General features: G+C 36.6%; 12 protein-coding genes. 4 read left to right on the forward strand and 8 right to left on the reverse strand.

Annotation, left to right across the window (positions count from 1 at the left end):
- Window positions 1-493: 493 nt before the first annotated feature.
- From NYQ66_RS14725 to NYQ66_RS14735, 3 genes are all read right to left on the reverse strand, one after another.
- On the reverse strand, window positions 494-1,627 hold the full coding sequence (locus NYQ66_RS14725; RefSeq protein ID WP_456151317.1) for an IS110 family RNA-guided transposase: 1,134 nt from the start codon (window positions 1,625-1,627) through the stop codon (window positions 494-496).
- 29 nt (window positions 1,628-1,656) lie between these two features.
- Window positions 1,657-2,289, reverse strand: coding sequence for an alpha/beta family hydrolase (locus NYQ66_RS14730; RefSeq protein ID WP_259870491.1), 633 nt, complete (start codon window positions 2,287-2,289; stop codon window positions 1,657-1,659).
- A 118-nt stretch (window positions 2,290-2,407) separates the two neighbouring features.
- Window positions 2,408-2,983: a ribonuclease H-like YkuK family protein gene (locus NYQ66_RS14735; RefSeq protein ID WP_259870550.1), complete on the reverse strand. Its 576-nt coding sequence runs from the start codon at window positions 2,981-2,983 to the stop codon at window positions 2,408-2,410.
- Window positions 2,984-3,197: 214 nt separating this feature from the next.
- On the opposite strand from NYQ66_RS14735, the gene NYQ66_RS14740 reads away from it, so the two are divergent.
- Both NYQ66_RS14740 and NYQ66_RS14745 read left to right on the forward strand, forming a co-directional pair.
- The gene (locus NYQ66_RS14740; protein ID WP_259870492.1) at window positions 3,198-3,842 is read left to right on the forward strand and encodes a M50 family metallopeptidase; all 645 of its coding nucleotides are present in this window, start codon (window positions 3,198-3,200) and stop codon (window positions 3,840-3,842) included.
- 131 nt (window positions 3,843-3,973) lie between these two features.
- A complete protein-coding gene (locus tag NYQ66_RS14745; protein WP_259870493.1) occupies window positions 3,974-4,510 on the forward strand; it encodes an RDD family protein in 537 nt (178 codons plus the stop codon).
- 290 nt (window positions 4,511-4,800) lie between these two features.
- Here NYQ66_RS14745 and NYQ66_RS14750 read toward each other — a convergent pair whose 3' ends face one another.
- The gene (locus NYQ66_RS14750) at window positions 4,801-5,073 is read right to left on the reverse strand and encodes a spore morphogenesis/germination protein YwcE (protein ID WP_259870494.1); all 273 of its coding nucleotides are present in this window, start codon (window positions 5,071-5,073) and stop codon (window positions 4,801-4,803) included.
- A 490-nt stretch (window positions 5,074-5,563) separates the two neighbouring features.
- Here NYQ66_RS14750 and NYQ66_RS14755 point away from each other — a divergent pair, with 490 nt between their 5' ends.
- Window positions 5,564-6,286, forward strand: a complete 723-nt coding sequence (locus tag NYQ66_RS14755; RefSeq protein WP_259870495.1) for a response regulator transcription factor — start codon at window positions 5,564-5,566, stop codon at window positions 6,284-6,286.
- 2 nt (window positions 6,287-6,288) lie between these two features.
- Here NYQ66_RS14755 and NYQ66_RS14760 read toward each other — a convergent pair whose 3' ends face one another.
- Entirely contained in the window at window positions 6,289-6,432 is a 144-nt protein-coding gene (locus NYQ66_RS14760; RefSeq protein ID WP_259870496.1) for an anti-repressor SinI family protein, read from the reverse strand.
- Between the two features lie 151 nt (window positions 6,433-6,583).
- Between NYQ66_RS14760 and NYQ66_RS14765 the strand changes: the two genes are divergently transcribed.
- Window positions 6,584-11,785, forward strand: a complete 5,202-nt coding sequence (locus NYQ66_RS14765; protein ID WP_259870497.1) for an AAA family ATPase — start codon at window positions 6,584-6,586, stop codon at window positions 11,783-11,785.
- Window positions 11,786-12,509: 724 nt separating this feature from the next.
- Here NYQ66_RS14765 and ppc read toward each other — a convergent pair.
- The 3 genes from ppc to NYQ66_RS14780 all read right to left on the reverse strand — a co-directional run bounded on the left by ppc (window position 12,510) and on the right by NYQ66_RS14780 (window position 16,702).
- Window positions 12,510-15,260: a phosphoenolpyruvate carboxylase gene (gene ppc / locus NYQ66_RS14770; protein WP_259870498.1), complete on the reverse strand. Its 2,751-nt coding sequence runs from the start codon at window positions 15,258-15,260 to the stop codon at window positions 12,510-12,512.
- A 523-nt stretch (window positions 15,261-15,783) separates the two neighbouring features.
- Window positions 15,784-15,954, reverse strand: coding sequence for an aspartyl-phosphate phosphatase Spo0E family protein (locus NYQ66_RS14775; protein WP_259870499.1), 171 nt, complete (start codon window positions 15,952-15,954; stop codon window positions 15,784-15,786).
- A gap of 220 nt (window positions 15,955-16,174) precedes the next feature.
- Window positions 16,175-16,702 carry a hypothetical protein gene (locus NYQ66_RS14780; protein WP_259870500.1) on the reverse strand — a complete coding sequence of 176 codons (528 nt, stop codon included), beginning with the start codon at window positions 16,700-16,702 and terminating at the stop codon, window positions 16,175-16,177.
- Window positions 16,703-17,144 lie beyond the last annotated feature (442 nt).

Genomic DNA, 17,144 nt, shown 5'->3' on the forward strand with positions numbered 1-17,144 from the left:
AAAATATCGGGTTTTTGTGCAACCTTAAATTAAGAGTCTTTTACGGCTCTTTTTTCATTTATGAAGCAGTAACTGCTACAATATTTCCTTCTTCTTAGCTTGCCAACACTTCCTCAATGCTTCAATTGGTTGTCAAGTGCTTTCCTTGACTACCAATTGAAGCATTGAGATCCTCGTGAAAGCTAAGAATAATAAATCTATATTTATCCCCTTTCTTTAATTTATAAAGAAGATAAATACACGGCACGAAGGCAAAAATCTCTACTCCGATGAGCATACTGATATCCGTGGGTTGTCACATTTTATCGTTCCGTCTGAGGAGCTATCACGAACTCCTGGCGTGCGTTCACCGAGTCATTCTTATGGCTAGCACAAGTCTCCGTCGTGTGTTCTCCTCTACGGTTTTTACCTTTGCCTTCGAGCCCTATATTTATTTCCTTTTAATCATTTCTCTTCCTGCTTATTTGCCCATGTGCCCATTGTCAAAAGAACATCAACTTTTATTAGATCCATAAGTAGATTCGTTGGCAATTGCCCAAATAAAACCTGCCAATTCTCTCGCTACGGCTGTTATAGCTTTTCCACTTTCTTTTCCGCGCCCTAGTAGGCGGAAGTACTTTGTATGCAAGCGATTTTGAGCTTTCCATGAGATTCCTAAAACATTTGTAGGATGGTCCTTTTGTCGCTTTTTCAATTCTCCTTTGACTGCAGGCTGGTATCTATAGCTCCACGCAGCCTCTATTAAAAGTTTCCGAACATGTCTATTACCTGTCTTGGTTATCTCTCCTAGTTTTCGTGTTGAACCACTAGAATTTTCACTAGGCACCAGTCCAGTGTATGACATAAAATGTTGTGGTGTCAGAAATCGATCGAAAGAGCCTATCTCTGCAACCAAACTAGTAGCCGTGATCACTGCTACCCCTCTTAACGTCATAAGGGTTTGAATCATTGGGGCATGGGCTCCTTCTTTGGCTTGGTTCTCAATTTCTTTTTCTAGTATTTTTAGTCGTTGCTGAAATTCTTTCAGCTGTTGTAAATATTCTTGGAAAGCAATTCGAGATGGTGATCGATCAAATTTTAAGCTATTTAGCCAATCCCAATATTTCACTGTCCACTTCCTGGTGCCTTCAGGTGGCTTGATTTCATTTCTTAGTAGAAATTTTGTTAGTCTGTGTTTTGCTCTTAATTCGTCTTCTTTAACATCTTCACGAGCTCTAACTAAATCACGGAGTGCCTCATCATCTTCCGTTGGTACATAGATGGGGGTTAATTCTCCCGCACGATAAAGTGTGGCAAGTTTAAGAGCATCACGTTTATCGGTCTTTATTTTTTCTCCAGGTTTCCGTGGTATTAAAGATGGCGCAATTACTTCACATTCAATATCCATGCTCTTAAGGAGTCGATATAGTCCATATCCAGTTGGCCCAGCTTCGTAGCACACTCGTAGTTGATCAGCTCCTCCTAGTTTTTTTACTAAATGTCTAATTGCCTCAACAGTATAACTGATCATGCCTATATATCTCGCTTTAGTTCGTCCCTCATCCGCAACCGCTACTGCAATTTTGTCCTTTGATACGTCTAAACCTACGTAGTGGTGTAAACGTAGGGACGGTTCCTTTGTTTCCATTTTTGGAAACAAAAGAACCGTCCCTACGTTCACACTAATTTATTAAGCAAATCCATTACTTTTGACAAGGCAGTTATAGAAGCTTTGGTTCTCACGTGTTCTACGTGGAGAGAGTGGTCTCCTTTTTCAATCACTTCAATATGTAAGGTAGTATCTGTCAACTCTTCAACCTTTTGCGCGTCGAAATGGTTGTCATGATTCCCTATAACAAGTAATCCTTGATGATAAGAATTTTTGATTGCTGCATAGATGCTATCATAACGGAGTAATGGCGTAAACAAGATCATCTTGGCGTTTTTGTAGGTGTTGTCCTGCATAAATGCCAGTGATATAGGGATGGTGCCTAGTGATTTCCCTAAAAATAGTATATCTTTGTAGGATTGATCTGTTAATACTTGCTCCATAACAGGATGGATCACTTCTAACATTCTCTCATTCACGACGTCGATTGGATGCTTTAAAATGTCTTTAAATGAATAATGAATATGGACGACATCGATGTTTTTTTCGAGCATGACCATTGTTGCGTAGTATAGTAACGGTTTGTCATACGTGTATCCTGCACCTGAAAACATAAAGCATATCGATGTTGCATTCGTTTCAATATGTGTATAGGCAATCGTCGTATTTTCTGTCTGTACTTGTTTTCTTTTCACGTCCACTTCATCATCATTCCCCTCTAATTACTATTATTCTATCATCTTTTCCAACTTTTGGAGCAAAAAAAATTAGGAGTTGGTTTGTGCCTAAAACCAATTCCTATCTAACCATCAAACTATCTTATTCATATTTGAGGAAGCGCTTGGGTTGTTTTGTATATCTGTTGGCATACCCAGATGCGACAAAGGACTCTGGTTTGACAACAGGCTCTAGTCCGGCTGATTCGATTCGAGCCATCATCTCGTTGGCTAAAAAACGGCTTAAAGACCTTTTTTCTAAACCAACATCAATATGGCCTTCGATAGAGAAAGAACTACCGCGGTATAGATGGGGGAGAACAATGTCTATTAGTTCATTTTTTCGTTCATCATCAAAGAGTAAGGCGACCTGTTCTGTTAATGTGGTTTCCATCGATATTTTTTCGTGAAGGTTAAGGAACTTTTTGGGGAACTTAACTGGAAGAATGCAAGCCCAAGCCCCTTTACCTTCTCGTTTTATAACGATTCCAGTTACAAAAATCGTATGAAATTTGTGTACTTGGGAATCGGTACCAACGATTAGTCGATAGTTTCCTTGAGGATCCATTTCCATAAAGCGGACAATGTGGTTAAATACATCTTCAAATGACATGTTTTTCTTAGAAAGATTCATAAAAGCTTGTTCTTTCATGAAAGATCGAGGAGGATCTAATTTCATCACTACCTTGCTCCCTTCAGCATTAGCAAATTACGTGTATAGGTGAAATGGAGGCAATTCCCACCTCATGTTAGTTGAATTACTATAGTATATTTTGATTGTATGAGAATGGTGTTCGTGCTTATGCATCTTCTATATCAATCCATAATCTTTTAACATTGTTGTAAAATGGGAATAATGGAAGAAAAGTTGGGTTAGAGAGGAGATTCTTTAAGTGGAAGTGGTCTATTATATCATTATCGCTTTTCTGTTAACGAGAATCCCATTAGTCGGAATCTATGTAAGGTTAATTTATACAGTAATCCATGAAGTTTGGCATATACTTGTTGCAAAAATCACTGGCGGAAAAGGGCACAAGATAGCAGTATTTCAAGATACGTCAGGTGTTGCGACTACAAGTTCTTCATCATGGATCAGTCGGATATTAACTGCATATGCAGGCTACACTGGTGCTTCCTTAACTGCTATGTTTTTGTTTTATTTTCTTCACACAGGTCATCACGGTACAGTACTCGTAATACTTCTAACCGTTTTACTATTGGCTGTTATCTTTTGGCTTCGAAATGGGTTTGGGTTTATTTGGGCTCTTTCGTTAATTGGACTACTATTTCTTCTGTTAGAGCAACAGTGGCAGACATTGCATATACATATTAGTTATCTATTTGCTTCCATTATTTTAGTGGAGTCAATCATAAGCGCTGCGCATATTATGGTTATTAGTTTAGCAAGGCCGAGACGAGCTGGCGATGCAACTAGTTTGCAACAAGCCACTTTCATTCCAGCGCTTATATGGGGATTCATCTTTTTTTGGCAGTCTGTCTATATAGGATATGTGACATTAAGTCAGTTTATCTTGTAATTATGAACTTACACCATTTGGTTCGAAAATAAATTTGCAATACCTTATTCAGGTCATGGTATGATAGGAGTAGAGGGGAAACGGATCGCCCCAATTCAGTACGTGTTCATCTTTATGGAGGTGATGTGTGTATGGAGAACAATGAACGATTAAAAGATTGGCTAAAACAATATAATGAGCACCGGTATAACGGAGAAAAACATTCGGAAACAGAAGAGGACGAGAAGAACCTCTCTCCACATATTACAAATTCGGATCAAGCCGAACAAGAGCCGTTTATTGGATTTCAAAAACGTATGTATGCGTTTTTTATTGATTGTTTAGTGCTTAGCATTGTTGTGCTAGAGGTGTCAAATTTATATCTTCTATTTTTAATTGTTTCTTTATATTATTCCATTCTTCCAGCAACACCTTGGAAAGGTACGATCGGAAAGCTAGCCATTGGTGCAACGATTGTTGATAAAAATGGTGATCGGATCACGTTTATCCGATCGATGCTTCGCTTTTACGGATACTTCTTTTCTGGTGCTTTGTGTATGCTAGGCTTTATTCTTATTGGATTAGACGTCTATAAACGGTCTTTGCATGATTTTGCTTGTGGTACATTTGTTGTCCAAAAGCAGGAAGTAGACAAGCGAACAAAAGAGACTAATTCCTTAGATGTGTAAACTTGTACCTATAGTCAGTCTTTAATCGGAATACTAATCCATCTTAAGCCCTATGACAGACAGAGGAAATAGTGGTATAACTATACGTGAAAGTACTTCACATGATAAACGTAAAGGATTTTGATTAGACGACCTCCCAAGTATTTTAATCTACATAGCCTTACGTTTGTGTTATGACTAAAAATGACTCACCAAGTAGGTGAGTCATTTTTTTAAAAGACTTCTAAGTTTTACTCCACTTTGCAGAAATCTTTGTCATAAATCGGAGTGGAAGAGAACCTTACACTTTCTTAATTAGCATAAGTAGTGCGGAATCTGTACATCTTTTTTAACTTTACGCATAATCCAAAGATTGCGATGTGACCATAAATAAGGTTTCCGATAAATAAGAACCATACATATAATTCGCTTGGAAGTGTACCGCTTGATGCAATTTGAATAAAAGCAAACCATGCTCCTATGATAAATGGTATTTGAAATATTGCTGTTTTTTTCAAGTTCTCCGACCAAAACAGTAATGGTGTTGCACTAAACAATAATAAAAAAATCAACAAAATATCCATATGAGGGTGCCTCCTTTGAAATTCGCATTGCTTTTTTACGCTCTTTTTGAAAGGGTTTACATTGATTATAACATCAAGTTCACTAATTTGTAACATTTAGTTCGAAAAAATGTCACATTTAATTATTGATTTTTTATATTTATATGATCTCTATATTTTCGTGTTCCCGATTTTGAAGCCATTCAATCTTTAAAAAGGCTTCTAAATCATTTACAGTTAAAAAATGAAGTCGATGAAGTTAATCCGAATAATATTTCAAAAATCATAAAAAAAAGCCTCCAACTTGGAAGCTGTATTACATATAGAAAATCCCATTGTATTACTGCACAATATAAAAAGTTAAATTTTTTGAATGATGAGAAAAAAGTCGTTCAAAGTATATACTTAAGGATACTATACGAGTAAAATATAGTAATATATAGTATAAGTGCATTATGTAAAAAAATGGTAGTATGATAGAATTAATATTTTTGGGGTGGAGGTTTCGAAAATGGCTAGTGAAAAGATTATGCTAATTGATGATGACGAGGATCTGAAGGAAGTGTTGCGATTATACTTAGAAAAAAACAACTATACAGTCCTTACCGCGTGTGATGAATTAGACGCACTAGCGGTATTGGAACAGACACCGCCAGATCTAATTGTGTTGGATGTAATGATGCCGCACTTGGATGGGTTTGAATTATGCCAACTACTTCGAAAAAAAACAGAGGTACCAATTTTGTTTTTAAGCTCTAAAGACGATGACATGAATGCCATTTTAGGTCTAGGTGTGGGCGGTGACGACTATATTTCTAAATCCACTAGTCCAGCCGTCATTATGGCGAAAATCAAAGCGCATTTAAGAAGGATGCGTGTACTACCTGAACGCCAAACAACGGCATCATCTATTCCTACTATTATAAAATATCCCGGATTAGAGATTAATATGGATAGTGCGGTTGTGAAAGTGAATGGTCAACATGTAAACTTAGCGGCAAAAGAATTTCAAATATTATGTTTACTAGCAAAAAATCCTGAACGGGTATATAGTATTGAAAAACTTTTTGAAATGATTTGGGGTGAAAAAAGTCTAGGTGATAATCGTACGGTAATGGTGCATATTAGCAATTTACGTAAAAAACTTGAAAGTAACCCGAATAGTCCTGTGTATATCGAAACAGTAAGAGGTATAGGCTATAAATTCCATATGTTTCAAGAATCACAGTGTTGATTTCATTTTCGGTTCTCTAAAAAAGCTTGCACTTCTTTTATGGATAGACCTTGTTCTTTTGCCATGACCATAAGGCACAACCACTCTTTGTCTATGTCGGCTGTTTTACTCTCAACCTGAACATTCTCCTTTTGCTTAAAGACCATGTAAATCCCCCTTTGTCTTTGTACAAGATCAATTATAAGTTTAAAAGTATAAGTGTAAGTTAAATGTAGTTAAATTAATTATAAAATATATTAAATATTCAAATATTTAATTAAGGTGATGACATTGATAACAATAACAGGATATAAAAATGTGGCTAAATATTTAGAAAGTAAGTCATGGATTCTTTACAAAGCTAGAAGGCTTGATGATTACAAAACTGTACTGATAAAAGAAACGAAAAGCCTGGCAAATGCTACTGTCGCAGACGTAATACAAGAATATAACCTCCTAAATGATATGAATATCGACGGCGTATTAAGTCCAATTGAGTATGTAGAATATCGTGCAAATACTTATCTTGTCTTTCCGTTTTTTTCAGGAATGAAGTTAAGTACATGGATGGCAGAATACGCCTTTGATCTGTCGTCTTTTCTAAAAATAGCTATTAAGCTTACATCTATTATTTCTAACCTTCATACCCATCAAACCATACATAAATCTATTCACCCAGACAATATTCTATTTCATCCACAATCTAATGATGTAAGCATAACAGGGTTTGAACAATCTACAAAACTATGGAAGGAAAATCAACAACAAATTAGCCCTTATCACGCTCTTCATCAAGTTGCTTATATTTCACCAGAGCAAACAGGGCGGATGAATCTTACGCTTGATCATCGCACTGATCTCTATTCATTAGGTGTAATTTTATATGAGATGCTAACCGGACAGGTACCATTTGATAAAGACAATCCGGTCGAGGTTATTCATGCGCATATAGCCAAAATACCAGTTGAGCCACATCGGCTTAACAATAATATTCCTATTGTCTTTTCTGATATTATTATGAAGTTATTATCAAAAATGCCAGCGGACCGTTACCGAACTGCTATTAGCTTAAAGAGAGACCTAGAAAAGTGCTATGATCAGTGGCAGAAAAATAAAGCAATCGAAGCTTTTCCTTTAGCTGATAAGGATAAGGGTGAATTATTTGAACGCTCTCCTAAGCTTTATGGGCGAGATCAACAAATGAAAGAACTGATCAATGGATTGGGAGATGCAAGAGAAGGGAAGCCTGTTTTATTACTCGTTCCTGGTCCTTCTGGTGTTGGTAAAACATCATTGGTAAACCAATTGCACGAACCAATTTTAAAGCAAAAAGGCTATTTTATTTCTGGAAAGTTTGTTAAGTTGCACAGGCAAATTCCTTACGCTCCTTTAATTGGTGCCTTTCAATCTTTGTTGAGGCAGGTGATGCGTGAAAGTCCGCAGCAGGTGGAAAATTGGAGAGAAAAGATTAAACAAGCATTAGGGAATAATGCGGATATGATGTTACGTTTTATTCCAGAATTACGTTGGTTTATCAGTCGGGAAAGTCATGAGGATGAGGAAGTGCTATTATCTTCGATTGATGTCCATAATCGATTTCGGTTAGCGGTTAGAAACTTTGTTGATTTATTTGCTCAAAAAGAACATCCTTTAGTTATCTTTCTTGATGATTTACAATGGGCAGATCGTGCGACGCTAGATTTAATCCAGCACCTTCTAACGAATAAAGGGGAACGTTCTCTTGTAATCGTAGGAGCGTATCGAGACGATGAAGTGCAAATAGGACATTCATTTGGAACGATGCTATCACAAATAACAGAAACGCAAATCTCTTTTCGGAACGTGCGTGTTAAACCGTTAACATATGAGGATATTATAGCTTGGGTAACCGATATTTTAGCTGCCGAAAATCAGAAGGCTATCCAACTAGTTGATTATGTGTATCGAATTACGAAGGGAAACCCATTTTTTATCACGCAACTTTTACAGTCTCTTTATGAAGAGCAAATCATCGCCTTTGATCAATCAATAGAGAGTTGGCAGGTTGATATGGATCAGTTATCTGACATTCCTATAACTGAAACCATTTTAGACTTCTTGATAAAAAGGGTAGATCATCTCCCGGATCAGACGAAGTACATGTTACAACTTGCCTCATGTGTAGGAAACCAATTTCATCCCTCACTGCTAGCTAACCTTACAGGGGAAAAAGAAAAAGATGTAGCGGAAAAACTACAGGTGGGTGTGCAAGAAGGGCATGTTATACCAACCAATCTCGGTGAACAGTTGCGTGAGACAGATGATGATGAATTTTCAAGAAATAAAACTACGCTTACCTATGTATTTACGCATGATAAAGTGCACCAAGCACTCTACACTTCCATGTCCGAAGAGGAGCGTAAAGGAAATCATTTGAAGATTGGAGAAATACTCGCCCGTTCTTATTCTCCTAGTCAACTTAAAGGAAACATATTTTCAGTGGTCAATCATTTTAATCAATGCATCGATCGATTAACATGTGAAGAGCGACTTAAATTAATGGAATGGAACTTTCTAGCAGGTGAAAAGTCGAAAAGTTCGGCAGCATTTCAAGAAGCGTATCGTTTTTTTTCACTTGCTATGGACCTCTTGCCGGCAAACGGTTGGTCGGAATATCCTGAACAAACACGGAAGATTATGACTAGCCTTGGTGAGGCAGCCTACCTGAACCAATTATTCGATCAAGCGGAACATACTTTTAAAGAGGTATTAAATAACGCACAAACCAATCAAGAAAAACTTATCATATACCGATTGAAAATTATGCTGTACACACATATCCACGAGGTGGAAAAAGCGACGGAGGCTGGACTAACTGGTCTAGGTTTATTTGGGTGGAAGTTTGATAGAAACCCAAATAAAGCTCAAGTTGCTATTGAATATATCCGAACAAAAATTACATTGGGCAAGAAGGAGTCAAAGGATTTATTAGCGCTTCCACCAGTAGCTGACGAGGTTAAACATATGCTGATGCAAACATTAATTAACACCAATGCATCTGCATACCATGTGAATCAAAACCTTGCGACGATTTTAATGCTTCGGGCATTGCGTTTAACGTTAAAGTATGGGGACATGGACTTGTCTGCGCTAGTATATAATAATTTTGCATTAACGCTAAGTGCAGGTTTTGGAGACTACGATGGTAGTTATCAATATGGTAAACTAGCAATCGATCACGCAGAAAGTAGAGGGGATTTGGCTTTAAAGGCTAGGGTATATTTTGTTTTTGGTGCATTTGTGAACCATTGGAAAAGACATATGCGTCATAGCTTGGAATACTTAAAGCAATCCCAACAGTTGTGTGTGGAAGTAGGGAATTTACACCTTGCTGGTGCGAATGCATCTTTTATAGGAATCGCAACCTTTTCAAAAGGGGATCCACTGTCCGAGGTGAAAACCACAATTGAAAAGCAGATTGACTTCTCAAGAAAAAATGAGTACAAGATTTCCAATGACTTTTTAACTGAGCTAAACGGATGGATTTCTCATCTTACCGACCCAAAAAATGAGCCGGAATGGAATTTCACTCCTATAACAGAAGATATGTCTGCTGAGATTATTCATAAGACGCTTCGTTTGCAAATGGCATATCTTTTTAACCATTCGGAATACACGAATACGGTTATTACTGAATTGGAAAAACTAGTAGAAAAAGCGCTTATGCTAGTTGTTGCCCCTGACTTTTACATGTACCATTCCTTGTGGATTAGTAGATTTGTTCAAGATGGAAGGATTCGTCGTACACAAGCTGCTAGAAAGCTAAGAAAGAATTTAATAAAGCTTAAGAAATGGGCAAAACACGCCCCGGAAAATTTTGAACATAAGTATGAATTAGTAAAGGCGGAGTTTGCTAGTATGATGGGGAGAAACAGTCAAGCGGCTATCCATTATCATCAAGCAATTGAATTAGCTGAAACAAATGGATACATACAGGATGTTGCTATTGCTAATCTTTGTGCTGCCAAACATTTCATAAGTAATAACCTTGATCGGACTGCAAAGGCGTATATGTCTGAGGCGTACAACTTTTTTGAACAGTGGGGAGCAACGACTGTTACGGAATCCATACTTAATAACGATGGACATCTTATTCTAAAGCCAGTACGAACAGGGGAATTGGCAGAGCTCGGTGTCCATATTGATACCCAAACAATACTTCAAGCCTCACGTGTATTGTCAGGCGAAGTTAAATTTGAAAAACTATTAGAAAAAATGATGGATATCGTGTTAACGAATGCTGGTGCGGAACGGGCTTTCTTCATTCTTTATCAAGATCAACAATTACAGCTAGTAGCACATAATAATGTTGATGGAGAAGTGCAAGTGTGTCCTGAGGCCTTACCGATTCATGATGCAACTAGTTTCTCCGTAAATATTGTTAATTATGTTGCTAGTACAGAAGAGCCTGTTGTACTAGGTCATGCAGTAAAACGAGGAGTATTTATGACAGACTCCTATATTCAAGCTAAGCAAATTAAATCCGTACTTTCGATTCCAATTTTGTCTCAAAATAAGCTCCTTGGTGTGTTGTATTTAGAAAACAACCAATCAACCAACGCGTTTACTAGAGAGAGAATCCAAGTATTAACGATGTTATCTTCGCAAATAGCGATATCCATTGATAATGCAAATCTTTATGCTAGCCTGGAACAAAAAGTAGAGAAAAGAACGAGATTGTTACAAGAGGTAAATGAAAAACTGCAAGTAGTCAATCAGGATTTAGCGAATGAACGGGAATTAAGACAAAAACTGTTTTCTAATGTTTCCCATGATTTGCGTTCTCCTATTGCTGCTATTCAAGGCTATGTTGATGCAATTTTGGACGGAGTAGTTGAAGAACCAAGTAAACAACGTGGATATCTGGAGAAGGTCAGTAAAAAAGTTAAATCGTTGGATCGTTTGATTCAAGATTTATTCGAACTTGCCAAATTAGAGTCTGGCCAAATCAAATTGAATAAGGATGTAGCTCCAGTTGATCAGTTATTTATTCATCTGTGTAGCCAATTCGAGTTAGACGTTCAACAAGCTGGTCTAAACTATCGTTGGCACTATCCTCCTGAAGATAACTATTTGTTAGTAGAAGTTGACGTGATAAGACTAGAGCAAGTGATGACAAATATCATCACAAATGCAATAAAACATACGAGTGAAGGTACAATTGAAGTAACGCTGAAATTTAATGAAAAGAAAGAAATGATCATCGGTGTAAAGGACGAAGGGGTAGGTATACCAAAGTCAGAAGTTGATTTTGTTTTTGATCGTTTTTACACAAAAGGTTCCAAAGAAAAGAAAAAAGGGAATGGACTAGGTCTAGCAATTAGTAAGGAAATCGTTATGCTCCATCAAGGGAATGTGTGGGTAGAAAGTAACGAAGGTGAAGGTGCAGCCTTTTATTTTTCACTGCCTATGTTTGATGTTGAATGGACAGTTGATGAAGACCCAGCGGTTACAAACGAAAAGGAACAACTCTATAAATAGCAGAGTTTGTTCTTTTTTTTGTTGCATAGTTTGTATAGAGTGTGTAATTAGCCTATCTTCTGACATTTTCAAAGCAGGAACTCAAAAAGTAGTCAGAGAAGTGTGCGATCACTGACAAAAAAGTCACTCGAGAGCGGATCGAAGTCAGAGAAGTGTGTTATCACTGACAAGAAAGTCACTTGAGAGCGGATTGAAGTCAGAGAAGTGTGTTATCACTGACAAGAAAGTCACTCGAGAGTAGAATGAAGTCAGAGAAGTGTGTTATCACTGACAAGAAAGTCACTCGAGAGTAGAATGAAGTCAGAGAAGTGTGTTATCACTGACAAGAAAGTCACTTGAGAGCGGATTGAAGTCAGAGAAGTGTGTTATCACTGACAAGAAAGTCACTCGAGAGCGGATTGAAGTCAGAGAAGTGTGTTATCACTGACAAGAAAGTCACTTGAGAGCGGATTGAAGTCAGAGAAATGTGTTATCACTGACAAGAAAGTCACTCGAGAGCAGAATGAAGTCAGAGGAGCGTGCGATCACTGATAAGAAAAAACCTTGAGAACTGATTGAAGTCAGAGAGGGATCCAACTCCCAAAATTTACCTAGTACATTGTTAAACATGTTACTTTTTTGTTACGACGCATTTAATATCTACTGTGTAATACCATTAAACGGTGATAAAACCATTGAAAAAAGCTTGTGCATTCACGTGAATGCACAAGCTTTTTAAGGATGATCAACCTGTGTTGCGTAAACCTGCTGCAACGCCGTTGATTGTAAGTAGTACTTCATTTAATAAATCATCGAGACTTTCGTCTTCATTACCTTGTCTAAGTTCTGAAATAAGATCTACTTGGAATAAGTTTAGTGGATCAACTAACGGGTTACGTAGTCGAACAGATTCTTTAATATTCGGTTTGTGATCTAACAATTCAGATTGACCAGTTATTTTAAGCACCATTGCTTTTGTAAGGTTATATTCTTCGGTAATTTGGTCAAAAATACGTTTTTGCGTTGCTTCGTCACTTACCATTTTTGCATATTCTTTTGCGGTAGTGAGGTCAGCCTTCGTCAGTGCCATTTGCAAGTTGTTGATTGTTGCTTGGAAAAATGGCCACTTCTCATAGATTTCCTGTAATAGCTTTAGGTTACCTGTTTTTTCAATGTATTTGTTTAAACCGGTACCGGCTGCATACCATGCTGGTAGGAGTTGACGACTTTGTGTCCAAGCAAATACCCATGGAATCGCACGTAGATCTTCAAATCGGTTACTACCTTTACGCTTCATTGGACGTGAACCTATATTTAAGTCACCTAACTCATGTAATGGTGTTGCTTGGTTAAAGTAAGTTAAGAAACCAGGATCTTTGAATACAAGTGATTGATATTTATCTAAAGCATATTCAGAAATATCGCTCATTGCAACTTCTGCCTCTTTTGATGGCATTTGTTTTGCTTCAGTAGACGTAAGTCCCATGATCGCTGTCATCATTGTAGACGTTGCTTGTTCTAAACTACGATAAGCAATGTCTGGCAACAAGTAACGAGAAGATAATACTTCCCCTTGCTCTGTTATTTTAACACCATCACCTAATGTAACAGGTGGTTGGGATAAAAGACTTGAATAAAGTGGACCGCCGCCGCGACCGAGTGAGCCACCACGACCGTGGAAATACTTTAATTTCACGCCGTAACGAGAAGCAATGTCATGAACGTCTTGTTGTGTTTTATATAGCTCCCAGTTTGCTGTTAATGTTCCGCCATCTTTACTACTATCTGAATATCCAAGCATGATTTCTTGTAAATCTTTACGAGCAGACAAGTGCTTGCGATATAGAGGAATCTCAAATAATTTTTCAATCATTTCTGGACCGTTCTTCAAATCATCAATTGTCTCTAGTAATGGAGCTACGTGAATTCTACTTACGACATGTCCATCCGGATAAACGCGGTATAAACCTGCTTCTTTAGCAAGGACTAATACCTCTAATAAGTCACTTACAGACTGCGTCATACTAATTAAATACACTTCAATCGCACGTTCCCCAAACGTATCCTGTGCACGCTTAATCATACGGAAAGTATTGATTACTTCTTGTGTTTCATCTGTAAATTCATCATAAATGGAAATCATCGGTCTTGGATCTTGTAAAACTTTGATTAAAGTTTCCACTTTTTCATCTTCATTTAACTGCTTGTAGTCTTTTGCAATGTTCACTAAATGAAGCACTTCAGCTAGGGCAGATTCATGCTCTCCACTGTGATTTCTAATATCTAGAGAAGCGATGTGGAATCCAAAAATCTCAACCTGACGAATAACCTTGCGTAGTAATTTAATTGGATTATGATTAGGATGATGATTCGACAAACTCTTTTGAATCAGTCGTAAATCAGCTAATAGCTGCTCTGCAGTTTCATAACCAAGATCATTATCTTCTTCTGTATAACGTAATTTGGATAGCATCAAGGAAATTTTCACACGATATATTTCGTCTTGTTTATGCCAACCAGATTCGTTAAGTGCTTTTTTATCTTTAATAATAGAATCAACAAGATCATTACTGATGTTAACCTTCTTAGCTGAGTGGCTAAGTAAATCTTTTAGCTTATCAAGAGATTCCCTATATTTTCTTAGTGCTAATGATCGATGTGTCTTTAATGTTTCAAATGTAGTTGTTGCTTTTACATTCGGGTTCCCATCACGGTCACCACCGATCCATGATCCAAAACGTAGGAAAGATGGAACTTGAAAACGCTGGCTATATTTTTCGTATAATAGATCTTCTAAATCTTGGTGAATTCTTGGTAAAACATCAAACAATACTTTATCGAAGAAGTAAAGCCCGTTTGAAACCTCTTTCATAACTGAAGGCTTCTTTTCACGAATTTCGGCTGATTGCCACAAGATAGTGATTTCGTTGAAAATAGTTTCTTGGATTACTTTCTTCTCATAACGCGTGTAGGAATAATCCCAATTTTTTAGTAAGTTGGCAATTCGTTTGTGAATTTGTAAGATCGTACGTCTTGTTGCTTCCGTAGGGTGTGCAGTAATTACTAACTCCAAGGACAATGTTTCTAGTAAGTTAGTAACCATCTCTGGTGTTACATTATTCTCCTGTAACTTATTCACACCTTCTTCTAATGATCCAGGTTGAATAACATTTTCATCCTGGGCCTGATATTCTCTGCGACGACGACTGCGGTAGTTTTGCTCTGCGATATTAAATAAATGTAATTGAACAGAAAAAGCGCGAATGACATTCTGTCTAAGTGGTGGTTCTAAGTTGTTGATTGCTTCTTTAATTTGAATGTAAACGGCAGGATCTTGAGTCTCTCTTAATGTTCTAGAAAGAGACCTAATATTATTCACGGTTTCTAGCAAATGTTCTCCGCCCTCGTGGAGCAATACATTATCTAAGATTTTACTGAGGTAATCTACGTCTCTATGTAAGGAGACTGTGTTTTTATCTACTGTTTTTGTATCCATTTAGTTCCACTTCCTTTCGAGAATTTATAACCTTATTTATTGTTGAGAATTAGAATCGTTTGGGGGATATAACGCACGCATTTCATTCGTCGAACGGTTTTCTGTTGCAGAGACATAAAATAATCATAACATGTTTCTCTTAGAAAAATAACTAATAAGTATGTTATATTTTCTGACTACTTGCTAATCAATCTAATTTTGATATAGATACTTGATTGATTTATGCTATGAATCAACGTGATTTTCCCTGTCCATTACTATAGTTATAGTCTGAAAATAGTGATAAGTCAATAAAGTTAGCGTTTTCTTTTGATGGGGGTATTACATGATATGGAAAGAGTGTTATAGGGTAATAGCCAGTATTTGGAAATATATAATTCTCAAAATGGAATGCTTTTAAATGGGGTTATACTTTATGTAAATTATTCATTAAGAAGCTGTTAATGGAGATTTAAGCACAGGAAATTATATAGCTTTATTTTAGAAGTTAAAAGCATCCATTTCAATTTAAAAGGGGCAATGGTTAGCGAGATATATGGTGGTTCGATCGTTTCTTTCGGAAAAAAGCTTTGTTTAATAGATCGTCTAATTCTTGTGAAAGTTTTACCACATCATCACAAAGGTGCTTTTCTTTATAGTTTTGGTATAGTTTTTTTCTGAGTGTTTCTATTTCCTTTTCTTCCTTCTCAGTCAATTTATTCATCCCCAATCTATTATGAATAATACCTATAATATCTATTTTGATAATTATACTTATAAATATACTTTTTTGTTTATAAAAATACAAGAGAAGGTGATTGTATTTGTAAGAAAAAAGAAAGCAGAATTTGTGATTCCATTGTATAATAGAAGTGGATGGGAGTTAATTGACTGGATGGGTACGTTTCCATCCAGTTTTTACTTTTTATAAGGATTTAAATTTCTTCTAAAAAACGTTTGAACATGTTTTCTTTTTTCGCCTTTTTAGTTGATTCATATGTATTTTCGAATTCCTTTAGCATACTTTGACTGTAACCATATCCTTCTAAATCCCTCTCAAGCTGGCCAAGTACTGTGTGAAATTCCTCATCCGACTTACGCTCTAAATCGTTTGCTTTTTCCTTGTATTTATTTAAAAATATGAATAGATTAATTTCTTCATTATTATATTCTTGATAGGCGATTTCAATGAGACTATCTAATCGTGTTTGGATTTTTGCTTCGAGCTTTTCAAACTTGTCTTTGTATAACTTTTTCACTGCTTCTATAGACGGTTTTGTAGCAGTTGGGCTTACTGCCGGTTCAAATAAGCCATGTCTTTTTGTTTCTAAGGTCACTTTGTTGTAATCATTTTTCTCTGAAATGATATGCTTATTCTGACTAAGCTGTGTAAAACTTTGAAAGAAGAATGCGATACTTACCAATATAATCAGGCTGGATACTATTCTATTTAAGGTCTTCATATGAAAAACTCCTTCAAATCCATTCTTTCATTTAAAAGAAGAATTATACGATCACATATTTAATTGATAGGTAGACATGAAGAAGTGTATATAAATGTAAAACCAAATTGAAAAACGGTTACTTAAAGATAAAGTAACCGTAAAATAGGAAAGCTATTTCATCCAATCTTCAAATAATCCACTACCACTGCATCCGGGGCAATGGAAGGTGCTAGAATAAAGATGTTCGTGGGGTAACGTGTGTATTCCTTTTCCACCACAGTCTGGGCATAAGCCTTTTTCTTGCATCTTTGAGACTCTTTTTTCATACCTACCATTTGACCATTCTGAGATAGCGCTAAATAAACCCATTTATATCACCTCACCTATTTTTTTCTTACTATTTCTAAAAATGATTTTTTTATGCAAATAGGTGAGGGAATTCAAAAAAAGTGGAGCTAGT

The organism is Aquibacillus koreensis (assembly GCF_025154055.1).
GTDB lineage: Bacteria > Bacillota > Bacilli > Bacillales > Amphibacillaceae > Aquibacillus_C > Aquibacillus_C koreensis.